Here is a 15,657-nt window from a genome sequence, read left to right as displayed (position 1 = left end):
ATAAGTATTATTTTAAAGAATGAACCATCTTCAGCAGGTATCTCTGTATCTCAATTTCATCCTGAGAGGTAAGTCCTGAGCCTCTTTCGTAAACATCTGCATTTTTTGCACCCTGAACAGTGATATGAGTTGCGTTTGTTCCCTTTTCACCGTATTTACCGGGATCAGATATCACCTTAAGTACTAGAACTACATCAGCAAGATCTACTGTACCATCACAATTTGCATCACCTGCAATATAATAACTCATTGGAGTTGTGCCTGCTGAATAAGTACTCCAGTCCGGAAGTTCGTCAAGAGTGATAACATACTTACTCTGATAAGTCTTTTTAAGAACATAGGCTTCTGTGTATTCATCCGAGAACTTGCCGTTTTTTGTAATAAAGTTTCCGTTCCATGTGCCAAACCAAGCCCACTTTGTACCCGATGCGATCACATTATCAATATCAAATACTACACCGTTTTCACTCAGGGCTATCATCTTCTTGCCCTTGGAGTACTCGAGGATCTCAGAGAACTTTGAAGCACTGGCAGAATATGAATGCTTGTCAAGGTATAGATCTTCACCGATAACATCAACGTATTTATCTCCCGGATACCAGTTCGGATTCTGACCGTTCCATACCCAGATAAGATTATGACATCCGTATTTATTTGTAAGCTGATCATAGAGGTAAATGTAGAGTTTTTTATATGCCTCTGCACCTTTCGCTCCCCACCAGAACCAACCGCCTGATGCTTCGTGAAGCGGTCTCCAGAGTACCGGTACACCTGCATCCTGCAAACGAAGAAGCTGTTTTGCTATCCCTGCAATATCAGCATCAATGGCCTCCAGTCCCTTTTTGTCCTTTCCGTTCATGATCGCCTCAATATCAATCGTAGTATTCCTTGTATAAAAGCCGCCCCACCAGCGCGGATTTCCATTTTCTTCATCATTTCCGCTTTTAAGATACATTCCCGGAGAATTCCAGTGCCAGCAGAATGTAACTATGCCGTTTTCATTATGAAAATCAACTGCACGTTCAACTGCTTTGAAATTAGGGTCTCCGAAAGCATTTCTTGACGGAGTATATCTCATCATGTCAAGTCCGAGTATGGCAGGCTTTTTGCCTGTAACTTCATATATAGCCTTAAACTCATTACTGTCAAGTCCGTCATCAGCCACCTGTCCCGAAAGCACCTGTTTTCCGTAACCGTCACAGAGATAGGAAAAAAGTGCTTTTGTTTCTGCTGTGGCATTAGGATCACTGAGCGTTTTGCTTACCTGATATGCGGAATCAGGGATCGTTTCGGCAGGTATGATCTTTAAATAGTCCACTGCGATCCATCCCCATGATTTAGTGATAGAAATCTTATGTGTGCCTGCTTTCATGATAACACGACTGAGTACAGCATCATTATATACTTCAGCCTTTGTTACAAAAGTGCCTACATAAGTTCCGTCGATGGAGATCTTATTCGTTTTGTCTCCGCCATAGCCCATTGAATTGATGATAAGATCGTAAGCTCCATCAGCCGGAATATTCACCGTAAAAGTAATCACATCATCGCTGTTAGCAAATTTTCCTACCACCTTGCCGCCTGAAGCACTGCTTTCAGAAATACACTCAAGCTTACCGGTCAGAGCAGCATCTTCTGCTTCATATCTTATTTCAGCAGCTGTTGCTGTGCAAAATGGAATAGTCTGAAACAGAATTCCGAGTGCGGCTGTAAACGCTAAAGTCTTTTTCCACATAAAAATACCCTCTTTCTCAATTGAATTGATCCGGGTGATATTGCACATTAATGCGCAGTTCACCTTCAATTAACTCCCTATGATTTGATTGTATCATACTGTATAGTTGAGTTCAATTGAGCGATTATATATAGATATCAACTGTATGTAGAACAAACTAAACTGACAGTTGTACATAAATAAATATTGAAACAGAGTTTTATATATGTTATAATGTATATATAAAAAGCTTCAGGAGGTAAGTTTATGGATGAAAAAAATGTTTTTCGGAAAAATCTTGTTAAACGCAGAAAAGAACTTGGACTTACACAGGATATGCTTGCCCAGAAACTCAATGTATCTGCACAAGCTGTATCAAAATGGGAAAATTCAAGTTATCCCGATTCTGAATTACTTCCCATGCTTGCCAAGGCACTCGGTACATCGATCGACTCTCTTTTCGGATCAAAAAACAGTGATCCGGAAACAGATATACTTCAGCTTATCCATGACCGTGTGCAGACTGTTGCACCTGAAAAGCGCTCCGAATTTGTAATGCAGATGTTATATTCGATCATATATGCCTATAATCCTTCATTTCACCAAGCAGGACGTATGCACAGTAAATACGACAAAGAAACTTACGCAGGCGTAAAGACTGATCAGGATATAGCACTTGCACGCCTTAACTCTGACCTGCGATATTTCATATACCTTGAAAATCCCGAAAACGGAGTAAACGGATATTTTACTACACCAAAGAATATGGCTCGTCTTTTGAAAACACTGGCTGATGAAGATGCCATACGTATCATCAGTTACCTTGGAAGCGGAAGACGGAACAAAATGCATTCTGTCAACGTTATGTCCAAACGCCTTGATCTCCCCGAAGAAAAGGTACAAAGCATAATAGACCGTCTTGACAGACTTGGGATAGTATGGAGAGTAAGTGTTGATCTTGATGAAGGTGAGACAATTATGTACGGTTATACGCACAATCAGGCTCTGCCTATGATACTGACACTTGCACAAAGTGTATGCAACTATTTCAGTTCGTGGGATCCTTCTTATGATGTATACTCATTCGGTGTATTCAAAGATGAAACAGGACTTATAAAAAATGATCTTCCAGATGTTCATGGATGGAAAGATGACGAATAATAAAGAAACATCAATAGGGAGGTAAGTTATGAAAACGACGATAAAAATACTTATTCTTATCTGCGGTATATGTACGATCATAAGCGGCATCTGGTTTATTGCTGCAGGCATTAGGGATATACCTGTACCAAAGCCTGTTATGATAATGTTTTGTATCGGCTGTCTGGTATCGGGTACAGTAAATATCAAGAACGCTATCAAATTCAAAAGAGAGAAGTGAAATGATGACAAATTTAAAACGAGTTGGCATGATCAGCGGATTATGTATTATTGACCAAACCATCAAAATAGTGATCGATAAATGGCTTATGAGATCAAGACTTGAAATAGAGCACATTTTCGGATTTCACCCAAAGCTTAATACACAGCAGCTTTCTATATTCAATAACGAACTCGGACTTGGTCTGGGGATCGGAGTACTTAATGTTATAAATATCATTGTTCTGATCGTGATGATAGCTTTCTATATATATCTTAAAAGAAAGTATAATGATAATAAATTGGTTGATCCTGCCATGATCATGTTCACATCGGGTGTAGTCTGTTCACTTATAGACAAGATCTTTTGGGGTGGAAGTCTTGATTATATTCTGTTTTTCAGGCAGATAAGTGATCTGAAAGATATTTATCTGCTGGCAGGCGGTGTACTGATTATAGTATTCATGATAAGGCAGGACATTGAGGACAAGAAAGGCAAAGCAAATAAACAAAGTCAGGCGGAATGACTCGACAGATCATAAATTAATCATCCAAACCGTGGAGTTTTGCGTCCTTTGGTACCTGTATCAGTTTGCTGTCAGCCGCTTTTTCAAGCCTGATGACGGTATTTACAATAGGCTCATCGTAGAAGTCGCCTTCCCATGCAACGATATTTCCGTCCTTGATATATACCTTCCACAGCCTGCCCAGATACAGTGACCATTCCTCGCAGATATACTTTTCATCAGCGATCGTCACCTCATAGGCACGTTCACATTTGCCTGTGTAATCTTCATTGTATTTTTCATTCTGAAAAAGCAGATCTGTAACAAGCTTAGGCTGACTATCTCCGTAATCACTAAGCGGATACTCGGTCACTTCACGCACAGGATATTCCTTAGTTTTATAAACAGACTGAAAATATCTGTTGTCAACCATCCATTCCTCGCCGCCCAGGTCATCTTCGCCGTCATGGATCTCCATATCGTTGCGATAGTAATAATCATTGCCGTCTGTGGTGCTTATCTGATGCTCGTTCCTGCCGGAACCTGCCCAGCGGAATTCCAGCGTAAAGGGTTTATCAGCACTGCTGATATAGTTTCTCCATTCTTCAACAATACCAGTCGGCTCAACATCCTGACCGATCTTGACACCTTCGTTCAAATCGAACAGTCCGTACTTTTCAGTATCATATTTCAGCCATTCCATGTTATCCTTTGGCTTCTTTTCCTGCTTAGTTCCTTCATCACCTGCCATATGCTGCTCGGCGTGCTCGATGATCTCGGTTATCTCACCGCTTGCGACCTGTTCTGTGCGATATGCTTTCATAAAGGTCATGCCCGCACCCTCACGGAAATTCCATGCCGCCCTCAGTTCACCGTTACAGATAAGAAGATAATCTGTTGTGTCATCACCTTCCCATACCTCGACAGTAAGATCATCGCTGTCTGATCCTATATTGAAGCTGTACATATACTCGTCACTTTCGATAATGCTCTTCGGAAAGGGTATCGGCGATACATCACCATTAAATTCTTCGGCAGGATAGAACACATCATATCCTTCGGGACGATAAAAATCCTTGCCTTTGCCATCGGTGAAATACTCATAGAATTCCTCATCCTGATAGTATGGCGAGTCATCGATCACAGCATCAGTCCGCCTACTTGTCGTTTGCAGATAAAACAATGCGTCGCCGTCTGTTTGGATAATAAACGCAGTGGTCCGACGATCATCAAGATAATAGTACCGAGTCTCGCAGTAAGGGTCGGGCAGTGATCCTGCGATATCTGTAATATAGCTTGTCTTGATATGCTCCGTACCGACTGTGTATTCAGCATCCTCAAAGATATATCCCAGTGCCGAATATGCGATCATCATATCCCGAAGCTGTACCGCAGTATCGTCATCAGGCTTAAAATATGTTGCCTCAGATGTCGAGCGCTCCGCCCATGCAAAAACATCATCGGCAGAATAAGAGAGCAGATACTCTCCTTCTGCGGTCTTAAAGCCTACAGAAAGTATTTTATCATTTGCCGCGGCATCGAACTTTTCTGAATCATCCATCACCCCTGTCACAAAGGCATAAAGCTCTTTTGCATCAGGGATCCTGCAGCAAAGATCATCACCGAACAGGTTCTTTGATGATGTCCTTGCCTGAACATTTTCAACTACAGAAATATCATTTCTTTCGCTTGTTTTTTTACTATCCGTAATAAGACTCTCACTGTCTTGCCTGCCGGATCTGTCTGCATTTCCGGTATTTATCTTTCCACAGCCTGTAAGCAGAAGGCTGAACGCTGTTAGTATCAATATATGTTTTTTCATAATTGTCTCCTGTATTTTCAGTTTTAACTTATGTACCGATCCTTTATGTATTCATCAATAGACATACCTCGTATTGATTTCACTATACCTGATCTACAGGTGTTTTCGGGCGGCTCTTTCAGTATAACACTTTTATTATAACATATTTTGAGACGTTATACAAGCATGACGGCAATATCTTATTTTTTACATTATACAATATGCGACCACGGGTCAAGTTGACCATATAATGACCGCCAAGTATTTCAAGTTTCTATATAACACTAATGATTTCAAGAATTTCGGCGCACCCGAAGGTACGCCGAACATTTTATTTATCTACACTTATAGTCATGCCCTCAAAAACAATGCTTTCGATGTTATCTATATCTATCGGTTCATTGGTTTTACCTTCAGTCCGCCAGTATTGATGCCAGTCATCGGCTGAGCCCCAACTCAAGCCGCTGGTTTCATCAAATTCGAGTTCGACTGTTTCTCCATCCTTATAATTCAGGATCAGTTCGGGCTTTTTATCTCCAAACGGAGCATTATATCCATCACCAGAGATCCATGCCCTAATCGGACTGATCTCTATATTTACAGGTTCACCATTGCATTCTACCCCGAACTTCAGCTTTTGAACTGAAAACGGCATAAAAACCAGCAGAACATAACACCCCCGAGTCCTCTTTTTTGAAGAGGGCTTGGGGGTGTGCGCTCTGAAACAGCTTATTTCACCAGAAATTATGTTTTTTTACTTTGATGTTCGGATATGGTTAGATGGGGGCTGCGGCTGCAACAGCCACTTGTTTGACACTTTGAATCCAGACTGGGTTCAAAGTTCTTTATCTATTCTGCACCACAGTATAAAGCACCAAGTCCTCATCACCATCATTTATGATACTATGCTCCTGTTCGATCTTGCAATAATGACAAGTTCCTGCTGTCAGCACTTCCTCCTTGCCGTCGCATATAGCTCTGCCTGTTCCGCTTATGACGAAGTTTATGTCATTGCTTGATTTGTGACTATGCAGACCGATGGAGCATTTCGGCGGTATCCTGCTCACTATGACTTTTCCATACTCATTCATAAACATTTTCGCAAGGATAGTACCTTCACCGCCGTCAAGATGTTCGATCTCAATCTCCTGCATATTGTTAAAATCTATCAGCATACCATACCTCACAATCTTATCGGGAAATACTTTTCAAGGGCGACCTCTGTCGGTGTCAGCTTGAAATTTGCCTGCCATGTTTCCACGCCCTTTGCCACGCAGTCATCGACGATCTGTCTGACCTCATCGTAGTTCGTGCTTCTCTCAATGACCTGAAAACCGGGGTTGTCATAGATAAAACAGGTCAGCAGGATCGCTCTCTGATGTTCGGCAAGGCTGCCTGCAAGCTCCTGAAAATGCTTCACCATTCTGTCGGTCGAAGAAAAAGGAGTCTGCTTTTTCGTTTTCACATAGTCGGGAATGTCGAGCTGTAAATGCTGCAAGGGCGTTTTGACCTCAAGATAGGTATTGCCCACAAGAAAATCCAGCTTTGAGATACCGAGGAACTGCTCTCTGTGTACCTCATTTCCTGTGCCGACCATATCCGCAAAACCGCCGTTTGTCAGAAAATGCTCCACATAGCGGTTTGCTGCGTTCTGGTTGATGCCGATCCACGATTTGTCCGTATCTTCGGGACGGTTCAGCGATACCGCTTCTACGGTAAAGGGCATTTTCCGTTTGGGATCACTGCTTTTGCTCATTAAACAAGGTCTGCCCGAAAGATCTAGATTTCCCACTCTGCCCGTTGTGGGACAATGGGCATTATAGGTCTGCCCCTCATATTGAATGACCATTGTAAACTGGCTTTTCCGCTTTTCTATGATACCCTCGCACAAAGGCTCTGCAAATCTGAAAGCTGTCATATCCTCACTCCTTGACAAAAAACAGCTCTTATGTTATGATTTAAGAGACAACTGTCGCTTTATTTATCATATCACTTTTTCGTCGTGATTTCAATATCACAGACTAAAACTGCAACAAAAGAGGAGGATATGTTGCTTTATGCGAAGGAAGAATATTACATCGGAAATGATGATGAACTATATCGCTGAGGGCTTGCTGAAACTGATGAGCGACAAGCCGTATGCAAAGATCAGCGTTTCGGATATTTGCGAAAAGGCAGGAGTCAACCGCTCCACCTACTACCGCCATTTCTACACCAAAGAGGATATTATCAGGTACTATCTCGACGGTATCATGAATAGCTATCTTCTGAAATTCCGTGACAGCGGTGAACAGACGATAGAGGGCTATCTCGGCATCATGTTTTCGGAATTTATGCAGAACAAGGACAACCTACTGCTGATACACCGTGAACAGCTCTCCTATCTGCTGATAGATGTGCTGAACAAGCATTTTTCGGTCAGTGACATTTCAGACACTGCCGACCGCTTCCGAACGGCTTACCATATCGGCGGAATCTATAATGATCTGCTGCTTTGGTTCTCTCATGGCATGACGGAAACAGCCGAGGAAATGGTGCGCTATACTTTAAAGTTCCAGATACCAAGTGATGTATCACTGTTCAGACAGTAAAGGGGCTGCAACAGCCCCTGCGGTATGTTTTTATCATTGATCTACAAAAATAGTTCCGGCAGAGCTTACTCTTACGCCATTGTATGTGTTATATATATATGCGTAATCGCAAACAGGGTCGATGCCGAGTTCGGTGAGGTCTATCATGGGGATATCATTGGAACCCTCGTTTTCAAGTGCTATCTCATCGAACTTCTGATTTATGAGAGCCTTTTCTTCAGCTGTTAATACGAAGTGAAGACCCCATACCTTGCCGTTTATCCACGGATGAGCAAATCTGTCGTTATATAAATGCAGGCTGCCGTTTGCTTCTTTTATCTGGCTGTATGTCATGCCAACGCTGATACCTTCGCCGAGGGATTCGTTGCCCTGTACTATCAGTTCACGAACTTCCTCACTGTCGAGCACTACCTTCTGATCTCCGTGCCATCTGTCGGGTGCATCAAGAGGTCCGCTGGGCTGACCTTCCTCATTACGGTAGTCAACAAAGTAGATGTAGTTGGGAAAAGCGTTGCATTTGATGCCAAATATTATGGATCCGGAATCAGCGAAATTGAAGCCCGGTTCATCCACCACTTTAAAATCATTGTTTGAAAGCTCTCTAAGTTCTGAATTGGTCATTGAGAACAGCTTTTCAGCAGTCATTTCTACAGGCTGAGTTTCTTTCTTTTCTTCGGGAGCACTTATTGTTTCGGATGCAGACTCGGCAGGAGCAGCAGATGCAGAAATGGTTACGGCAGGTGTCACATCTATCGCATTTGAGCCGGGTGCAGCCGGAGCGAAGTTTTCTTTCGGGATATCTGTACCGTCAACGGTGCTGTTATCAGTTTTTTCGGGAACACTGACATCGGATGCTGCTGATGATGATACTGTCAGTTCTTCCACTGTAATATCAGCTGTGCTTGAAGCATCTGCTTCCACAACAACACTGCTGTCATGCACCCTTACATTCCCCGCTATGTCTGCATTTTTATTCATGTGGCTCAAGGTCATGGGCACGCCGACTGATATCGCAGCAGCTGCTGATATTCCTGCTATCTTGCCCATCAGCGGGATAGAGGCGAACGCTGTGCCTGACTTTGCAGCTGCCATAGCTGCTGCCTTTTTTGGTGATACAGTCCTGTGAAGTAACTCATTCATCGGTACAGCTGAGAGCATGATTCCCTTACCGCCCAACTCCTCTATCTTGCTTTTCAGCTTTTTGCGGGCACGCAGAAGCTTTTGCTTGACATTGTTCTCGGTTATTCCCATCGTCTTTGCTACGTCTGAAATACTCATATCATTATAATAGTACAGTACCAGTGCTGACTTCATATCAGGCTTAAGGCTGTCTATCATTGATTTCAGCTGTCTTGCTCTGTCATTATCAGTTGCATAGTCCTCAGGTACCATTATGGGCTCATTTAAGCTGAGATTGTCCATAGCATTTTCCATATCTTCATCGTTATCAAAGTATACATTGCATTTTCTGCTGCGGAACATATCAGTACATTTGTTGTACGCTATGGAATGTAGCCATGTCACATAATTTTCAGGTTTTTCCAATGTGTTTATCTTTTCCATAGATTTTAAAAATGTATCATGTGTTATATCTTCAGCCGCTTCCTTGCTGTCAACATTTTTCAGTATAAAGAAATAAAGCCTGTCATAATATTCCTCATAAAGGCATCTAAACGCTTCCTTGTTTCCGTTTTTTGCCTGTTCCACTATCTTTATGAGCTCATTTCTTTTCATCTGTGCTCTCCTCCTTGTTGAGAACTTTTTCCAGTTTTTCCAATATCCTTTTTTTTTCATCGTCTGAAAGTGCAGTATCATTCTGCATCTGTGTTAGTAATCTTCTGAACATCTCATCTATTGTGATATCCATTCTGACCTCTCTTTTCAGTTTCTTTGTTTATTTCCATTGTACCATTTACCGATCGGTATTTCTATGTCTTTCTGTTAATTAGACGGAAGCAGAACATGAAAGGTTACACTTTTTTTGAAAATTTTTTTTGAATGTAATAACATATTATCTAAATTCAATTATCTTTATCCTTAAACATTTCAGGTATTTTACGATATGACGATCTGTGATTATATCGTTCATCGATCTGAGCTGTGTTTTCCTCGATATATAGATCTTGATCCATATTCATTCGCACTTGACAATTTCTCATTTATATAGTATAATCCTTTCGTTGATTTATTGTTTTATCAACTATATTATACCACAAGAAGAAGATTTTGGCACTATCTTTCCGGGGTCTGAATCGTTTTTTGTCAGAAAGCACCGCACCAGCTCTCATTAAATGTTAAAGTGTTTATTCGTTAAAATTTAATCGATGTATTCATAGAATTTCGCGTGATCACTATATGTATGGATAGATATTTACGATCACATTCTATAGATTTCTGTGCTGCTGTCAGATCATATACAGAATGATAAAACAACGGTAAAAACTTAGTTTTGTTTCATATATCAATAGCATAGCAAAAATCTGTTATGGCGATCATCTCTCGGGTACAGGCAACGACTGCTAAGTTAAATAAAATTAACCAAGCTTAACAAGCAATAATTGTAATCATAGCCGATTTTTCTGAAAGACTGATTAATTTTTCTGAATGTGCTTGACTTAATTAATCAAATAGTGTAGAATGGTTATCAAGAAGATCGCTGTACTGACTTTGAATGCCCACAGAGCAAATATTCGGATAAATATGAGTATTATCCGTTTCCATAGCAAGTAAAATGTTCAGGTCAGTACGTGAGTACTGCAGCATGAAAACAATATCCCATATAGTGAGCGAATTGAATGTTCACATCATTTGGGCAGGATGTGTCTTGAAATTCTAAGGAGGAGCGAAGTATGATACACGAAAAATACACCGAAATGCGAAATGAACAGGAAGCACTTCTTTCTCGCAAAAATACTAAAACTTCATTTTACAACGGTATCTATGACCGTTACGAGCATCCCGTACTTACAAGAGAGCATATACCGCTTCACTGGAGATATGACCTTAACAAGGAAACAAATCCTTTCTTTCAGGAACGTTTAGGTATAAACGCAGTATTCAATGCCGGAGCTATAAAGCTAAACGATCGCTACTGTCTTGTAGCCCGCGTTGAAGGCAATGACCGCAAGAGCTTTTTCGCCGTAGCTGAAAGCGATAAAGGCACCGAAGGATTCCGTTTCCGTCAATATCCAGTGTGTCTGCCGGCTCTTACTGATGATGAAACAAATGTATATGATATGCGCCTTACACAGCATGAGGACGGTTGGATATACGGCGTATTCTGTGTAGAAAAAAGTGCAGGTACCGCTGATCTTTCAGAAGCAGTTGCTTCAGCCGGCATCGCTCGTACAAAGGATCTGACAAACTGGGAGCGTCTTCCAGACCTTGTTACTCTTCGCAGTCCGCAGCAGCGTAATGTAACACTTCTGCCCGAATTTGTTGACGGCAAGTATGCATTCTATACCCGTCCAATGGATGGATTTATTGAAACAGGCTCAGGCGGAGGCATAGGATTCGGACTTGCCGATGATATCACTCACGCAGTGATCGACGAGGAACGTATGACCAGTATAAGACGTTACCACACTATAACCGAAAGCAAGAACGGTGCAGGTGCGACTCCCATAAAGACAGAGCGCGGATGGCTGAATATTGCACACGGAGTAAGAAACACAGCAGCAGGTCTCAGGTATGTTATATACTGTTTTGTTACAGACCTCAGCGAGCCCTGGAAAGTAATTGCCGAGCCCGGTGGTTATCTTATAGCACCATTTAAAGACGAAAGAGTGGGCGATGTATCGAACGTTGTATTCACAAATGGTGCTATCGTCGATGATAACGGTGATGTATACATTTATTACGCTTCTTCTGATACACGACTTCACGTTGCGGTATCATCAATAGACAAACTGCTGGATTATGCCTTCAACACTCCCGCTGATGCGCTTCGTACAGCAGAATGCGTAAAACAGCGCTGTGATCTCATAAAGCGCAATATTGAACTTTTATGATCAATGTAATCTATGAGATATCAGATATCATACTTGACTGTCACCGCTCTCCAAAAATGTCATCCAAAAGTGAACGTATCTTGTCAAGGATAGATTCTTTATTTTGTTAAGGTGAAAGCGTCGTAAAAAACTGACCGCAAACGCAATGCAGATATTCGTCAAGACTCTGACAGGCAAGACTATCACTCTTGAGGTTGAACCCAGCGATACTATTGAAAACGTAAAGGCAAAAATACAGGATAAAGAGAGTATTGCACCCAACAAACAGAGACTGATATTTGCAGGCAAACAGCTTGAAGATGACAGAACTCTTGCCGATTACAATATCCAGAAAGAAAGCACCCTGCATCTTGTTTTAAGAGCGAACTGGGATATCGAGATAGTTCCCGATCCCGAAAATATGCCAACCCCCAAACCTTCAACCGCAGGTATGGAAGTATCCTATGATGTATCACCCACATACTCGGTAGTTATCCCCGCAAGTGTGTCGCTTTCCGACACTGCAGAAACTACCAGACAGATAACTGCCACAGATGTCAGACTAGCCCAGAACGCGAAGATAGTTGTCACCATTGACAGCGCAAGCAATACTGAAAGCGGAGATACCTTCAACGCAAAGATAGGCGATTCCACCGCGAATTATACCATAAAGTCAGGTAATACCAACGTTTCGGTAGGCGGCACAGTTGCAGAGTTCGCTAGCGGTACAGGCGAACAGTCCAAGGCACTGGAATTCTCCAAAGCAACGGGCGCGACCTATGCAGGCAGATCCGAAAGCAGTTCAAAAAAGGCTGAAACTGTTTCAGCATACAGCCCCAAGCCAAATGCTAGCAATGCTAACCCCGCAACAGGTGTTGCAGGCGGTGTGTCGTTAGGCACAGCGGTCCTGCTTGCAGCTATCGGTATCGCAAGAAATAAAGGCAGTGAAGACGAAGAATAACGTGATACAATAATTTCAGGCGGCATCAAATCGGTGCCGCCTTTTATAATGCTCTTATTCAGCAGATGTCTCTGCACGGTAGATAGTTATCTCGTCATCTTTGACTGTGTAGATGTTATCGTATGCAGTATAAGCATTGTCAAAGCCCTCAAGTACCTTTTCGCCGGTAACAAGATCATAGATAGCCATTTCATCTTTGTTCAAGATAAGATGATTTCCCATATAAATGCCCATTGACTTGAATTCCAGCGGCTTATCGGGCTTGCTGATTACCAGGTAATTGTAAACATCGCCCTCGTGGTAGAAGTAAAAATCCTCCTTAAAAGACATCTGAGCATCATTGATGATGATGTTGCCCTTTTCGTCGATCAGGTCGTACTTATAGTTTTCATTTCCGCAGAAAAGTCCGGGGATACCTGTATATGTCAGTTCATTGTAAACTGCATCAGTCAGCACAGTTCCGTCAATGGATAAAAGTCCGTTTTTGCTTGACTGATCGTTGCAATAGCTGAACATACCGTCATTAAGGTACATGATATTGCCGAACTTAGGCTCTATTATAACAGTACCGCTTTTGTGCATCAGACCACGCTTTCCGATATCTGAATCGTAGATGCGGTAGTACTCATTAGTGCCGCTCATTTTTTCAACACCATAATTGGTAGAGAACAGCTTATTCCTGTCTTTGTCTAAAACAGGAGTAACGCCATTTGCATACTTAACTATAAAGTCGCCTGCTATGTCCTCCTGAGGTTCCAGCTCGATGATCTTATCATCAGTAGTAACTGCGATCAGCTTGTAGTCATCATCATTGAATGTGACTATATTATCACTTACGCTGTATTCGGTATCAGTCTTTCTTGCAGTATTCTCAAGGAACTTGCGCTGCTGAAGATCGTAAACCTTGACTGTTCCGGAATATTTCGCGGTGTTGTTATATGTCATGATAGTGAATGTGTCTATATCAGCCTTGAAAAGGATCTCATTTAAGTCTTCTGTAAGAGCTTCTGGAAAATACACCTTGATAAAGCGTTCATTGATCGCCTCAAAAGCGCCAGCTTTTTCATTGGCATCGAGTATAACATTGCCTTCCTTGTCCATAAGTCCACAGTATTTGAAATCGCCGTCAGCCACCAGATAGTAAACATAAAGGTCAAGATCTATGGGTCTCTCAGGAAATACAGAAGTGTCATAGGGATTATCATTTACCAGTCTGGCTATATGGTCAACATTACCATCAAATAGGAGATTGCCCATGTAGTCAACGCACTGTATATTATTGTTTGTGATACTTTTATAGAGGAAATTGTGGTAATTCCTTATCTCCTTGTCATCTATTTTGCCTATTTCTGTGAGAGTGGCGCTCTTAACATCAGAGGCAGGAATTCCTGAGATTATGTCACCAAGAGGCTTTGCATCAGCGGGAGGCTCTATCTTCTCAGTAGGTTCAGTTGTCGAAGCAGTTTCCGTTTCTGTTGCAGTCTCTGAGGATTCCCCACTTTCCGGCTGAGTTGCAGCTAGTGTGCTTTCTTCCGGCTTTTCTTCATTGCTGCTACCTCCGCATGATGTAATTGCTATTGACATTAATGCCGCAATGGTTATAGCAATCAGTCTCTTGCTTTTCATAATTATTCCTCCAGTATATATCATTGCTTTTTTATAGATTAATTGTATCACATATATTTAACTTGTGAAGCCTCACACGACTAAAGTCGCGTGCTTCCAATAGTGTCCTAGCGGACACGCCCACTTTAGGTGGGCGGACTACGTTTCTACCATAAAGCCTGAACTCAGAAAATTATGCTGTATGAGCAATAAATTCCGCATTCAGGTTAACTAAGGTAGAGAACGTGCAGGTGCTTCTCTTACTGCATTGAGGTACTTTTGCCTCAATGAGCAACCATGAATTCTCATCCAAGGATTTTAATATTTCACGTATGAAGTATCTTGCCCCGATATTATACGAAGCAGATAGATCACAGTTGTAGGTCTTGCCATTTTGAAATTTGCATAGCTCATAGGTATTGAAACCACCAAATTTACCACGAAGTACAAAACCACTGCCATCGTAGGCAAGGCGTGACGTATTCCATGCACAGATATGGCTTACTCTCATACCTAGTCTGTGAGCTTTATTCGTTACAATAGACTGTACTTCCTGACTGCGCCACAGATTGAGTTTCTGCTTTTTAGAACTGCGGACCTTACCGTTCTTGTCTAAATGCTCAAATACAATAACATCTGCATTATAAAGAACGGCTATATCTACGATGCAGGCAGCAGTTTTAGTGGCAATGTCGTGATTGATTCCTTTGGCTTTTGCCCAAAGCCTTGGTGTTTTATAGTTACCATGCTGCTGAGCTTTTTTTATACGGTTAACACAATGCATCAGATGGTCTGTTTCTTTGGTAAGCTTACAAAAATGCCTTCCAAGAATAGTGCCATCTGAACGCATTACGGAAACCGTAGCGGCAGTGTTGATACCAAGATCTACAGCAACAATGGTCTGTTCATACACAGATATATCTGCAAGTTTGACCTTTTCCTCAAACGGAAAGTCCAAAAACCACTCCTTGCCTCGTTTTTGAAGTGTTGGGGCGCATTTCTTGCGAAAACTGCAATATCTGTATATATAATCCATATCAGACTTTTTAAGGTTTATCGTTATCCAGTCCCATGTATTACGGATACCCTCGACCATACGTAGCATCTTTAGGTATTGAAAATAAAGTATTT

The 15,657-nt window shown here is 41.8% G+C and carries 15 protein-coding genes; 6 read left to right on the top strand and 9 right to left on the bottom strand.

Annotated elements, in window-relative coordinates; all coding sequences use genetic code 11:
* Positions 1 to 7: 7 nt before the first annotated feature.
* Positions 8 to 1,735: a glycosyl hydrolase gene (locus RUMAL_RS04410; RefSeq protein WP_013497568.1), complete on the bottom strand. Its 1,728-nt coding sequence runs from the start codon at positions 1,733 to 1,735 to the stop codon at positions 8 to 10.
* Positions 1,736 to 1,981: 246 nt separating this feature from the next.
* Here RUMAL_RS04410 and RUMAL_RS04405 point away from each other — a divergent pair, with 246 nt between their 5' ends.
* From RUMAL_RS04405 to RUMAL_RS04395, 3 genes are read left to right on the top strand one after another with little or no spacing between them, the layout of a single operon-like run.
* Positions 1,982 to 2,875 (top strand): helix-turn-helix domain-containing protein, encoded by an 894-nt coding sequence (locus RUMAL_RS04405; protein WP_013497567.1) that lies wholly within the window; start codon positions 1,982 to 1,984, stop codon positions 2,873 to 2,875.
* Positions 2,876 to 2,903: 28 nt separating this feature from the next.
* Positions 2,904 to 3,095, top strand: a complete 192-nt coding sequence (locus RUMAL_RS04400) for a hypothetical protein (RefSeq protein ID WP_013497566.1) — start codon at positions 2,904 to 2,906, stop codon at positions 3,093 to 3,095.
* Position 3,096: 1 nt separating this feature from the next.
* Entirely contained in the window at positions 3,097 to 3,600 is a 504-nt protein-coding gene (locus RUMAL_RS04395) for a signal peptidase II (protein ID WP_013497565.1), read from the top strand.
* 16 nt (positions 3,601 to 3,616) lie between these two features.
* On the opposite strand, the gene RUMAL_RS04390 is transcribed toward RUMAL_RS04395, so the two are convergent.
* From RUMAL_RS04390 to RUMAL_RS04375, 4 genes are all read right to left on the bottom strand, one after another.
* Positions 3,617 to 5,401, bottom strand: a complete 1,785-nt coding sequence (locus RUMAL_RS04390; protein WP_013497564.1) for a hypothetical protein — start codon at positions 5,399 to 5,401, stop codon at positions 3,617 to 3,619.
* Positions 5,402 to 5,711: 310 nt separating this feature from the next.
* Entirely contained in the window at positions 5,712 to 6,035 is a 324-nt protein-coding gene (locus RUMAL_RS04385) for a hypothetical protein (RefSeq protein ID WP_013497563.1), read from the bottom strand.
* Positions 6,036 to 6,225: 190 nt separating this feature from the next.
* Positions 6,226 to 6,555, bottom strand: a complete 330-nt coding sequence (locus RUMAL_RS04380; protein WP_013497562.1) for a cupin domain-containing protein — start codon at positions 6,553 to 6,555, stop codon at positions 6,226 to 6,228.
* Positions 6,556 to 6,563: 8 nt separating this feature from the next.
* On the bottom strand, positions 6,564 to 7,298 hold the full coding sequence (locus RUMAL_RS04375; RefSeq protein WP_013497561.1) for a DNA/RNA nuclease SfsA: 735 nt from the start codon (positions 7,296 to 7,298) through the stop codon (positions 6,564 to 6,566).
* 139 nt (positions 7,299 to 7,437) lie between these two features.
* Between RUMAL_RS04375 and RUMAL_RS04370 the strand changes: the two genes are divergently transcribed.
* Entirely contained in the window at positions 7,438 to 7,971 is a 534-nt protein-coding gene (locus RUMAL_RS04370) for a TetR/AcrR family transcriptional regulator (protein WP_013497560.1), read from the top strand.
* A gap of 33 nt (positions 7,972 to 8,004) precedes the next feature.
* On the opposite strand, the gene RUMAL_RS04365 is transcribed toward RUMAL_RS04370, so the two are convergent.
* Together RUMAL_RS04365 and RUMAL_RS21665 are read right to left on the bottom strand one after the other, a co-directional pair.
* Positions 8,005 to 9,705, bottom strand: coding sequence for an RNA polymerase sigma factor (locus RUMAL_RS04365; protein ID WP_013497559.1), 1,701 nt, complete (start codon positions 9,703 to 9,705; stop codon positions 8,005 to 8,007).
* Positions 9,692 to 9,838: a hypothetical protein gene (locus RUMAL_RS21665; protein ID WP_013497558.1), complete on the bottom strand. Its 147-nt coding sequence runs from the start codon at positions 9,836 to 9,838 to the stop codon at positions 9,692 to 9,694. The genes RUMAL_RS04365 and RUMAL_RS21665 overlap by 14 nt, the downstream gene beginning before the upstream one ends.
* Before the next feature lie 982 nt (positions 9,839 to 10,820).
* Here RUMAL_RS21665 and RUMAL_RS04360 point away from each other — a divergent pair.
* A complete protein-coding gene (locus RUMAL_RS04360) occupies positions 10,821 to 11,981 on the top strand; it encodes a 4-O-beta-D-mannosyl-D-glucose phosphorylase (RefSeq protein WP_013497557.1) in 1,161 nt (386 codons plus the stop codon).
* 145 nt (positions 11,982 to 12,126) lie between these two features.
* Positions 12,127 to 12,921, top strand: a complete 795-nt coding sequence (locus RUMAL_RS21660; protein WP_013497556.1) for a ubiquitin-like protein — start codon at positions 12,127 to 12,129, stop codon at positions 12,919 to 12,921.
* A 54-nt stretch (positions 12,922 to 12,975) separates the two neighbouring features.
* Here RUMAL_RS21660 and RUMAL_RS04350 read toward each other — a convergent pair whose 3' ends face one another.
* Together RUMAL_RS04350 and RUMAL_RS22370 are read right to left on the bottom strand one after the other, a co-directional pair.
* Positions 12,976 to 14,547 carry a WG repeat-containing protein gene (locus RUMAL_RS04350; RefSeq protein ID WP_013497555.1) on the bottom strand — a complete coding sequence of 524 codons (1,572 nt, stop codon included), beginning with the start codon at positions 14,545 to 14,547 and terminating at the stop codon, positions 12,976 to 12,978.
* A gap of 172 nt (positions 14,548 to 14,719) precedes the next feature.
* On the bottom strand, positions 14,720 to 15,622 hold the full coding sequence (locus tag RUMAL_RS22370) for a hypothetical protein (protein ID WP_242843402.1): 903 nt from the start codon (positions 15,620 to 15,622) through the stop codon (positions 14,720 to 14,722).
* Between the last annotated feature and the right edge of the window lie 35 nt (positions 15,623 to 15,657).

Source organism: Ruminococcus albus 7 = DSM 20455, from assembly GCF_000179635.2.
Classification (GTDB): Bacteria; Bacillota; Clostridia; order Oscillospirales; family Ruminococcaceae; genus Hominimerdicola; species Hominimerdicola alba.
Note: the sequence above shows the minus strand (reverse complement) of the source record. Positions and strands in the feature narration are given on the sequence as shown.

Bases quoted from the DNA above. Each gene is read 5' to 3' on its own strand.
- RUMAL_RS04370 (WP_013497560.1), top strand. From the start codon at position 7,438: ATGCGAAGGAAGAATATTACATCGGAAATGATGATGAACTATATCGCT.
- RUMAL_RS04405 (WP_013497567.1), top strand. From the start codon at position 1,982: ATGGATGAAAAAAATGTTTTTCGGAAAAATCTTGTTAAACGCAGAAAA.
- RUMAL_RS04400 (WP_013497566.1), top strand. From the start codon at position 2,904: ATGAAAACGACGATAAAAATACTTATTCTTATCTGCGGTATATGTACG.
- RUMAL_RS22370 (WP_242843402.1), bottom strand. From the start codon at position 15,622: ATGGTCGAGGGTATCCGTAATACATGGGACTGGATAACGATAAACCTT.
- RUMAL_RS04410 (WP_013497568.1), bottom strand. From the start codon at position 1,735: ATGTGGAAAAAGACTTTAGCGTTTACAGCCGCACTCGGAATTCTGTTT.
- RUMAL_RS04350 (WP_013497555.1), bottom strand. From the start codon at position 14,547: ATGAAAAGCAAGAGACTGATTGCTATAACCATTGCGGCATTAATGTCA.
- RUMAL_RS04385 (WP_013497563.1), bottom strand. From the start codon at position 6,035: ATGCCGTTTTCAGTTCAAAAGCTGAAGTTCGGGGTAGAATGCAATGGT.
- RUMAL_RS21660 (WP_013497556.1), top strand. From the start codon at position 12,127: ATGCAGATATTCGTCAAGACTCTGACAGGCAAGACTATCACTCTTGAG.
- RUMAL_RS04390 (WP_013497564.1), bottom strand. From the start codon at position 5,401: ATGAAAAAACATATATTGATACTAACAGCGTTCAGCCTTCTGCTTACA.
- RUMAL_RS04375 (WP_013497561.1), bottom strand. From the start codon at position 7,298: ATGACAGCTTTCAGATTTGCAGAGCCTTTGTGCGAGGGTATCATAGAA.
- RUMAL_RS04380 (WP_013497562.1), bottom strand. From the start codon at position 6,555: ATGCTGATAGATTTTAACAATATGCAGGAGATTGAGATCGAACATCTT.
- RUMAL_RS04365 (WP_013497559.1), bottom strand. From the start codon at position 9,705: ATGAAAAGAAATGAGCTCATAAAGATAGTGGAACAGGCAAAAAACGGA.
- RUMAL_RS21665 (WP_013497558.1), bottom strand. From the start codon at position 9,838: ATGGATATCACAATAGATGAGATGTTCAGAAGATTACTAACACAGATG.
- RUMAL_RS04395 (WP_013497565.1), top strand. From the start codon at position 3,097: ATGATGACAAATTTAAAACGAGTTGGCATGATCAGCGGATTATGTATT.
- RUMAL_RS04360 (WP_013497557.1), top strand. From the start codon at position 10,821: ATGATACACGAAAAATACACCGAAATGCGAAATGAACAGGAAGCACTT.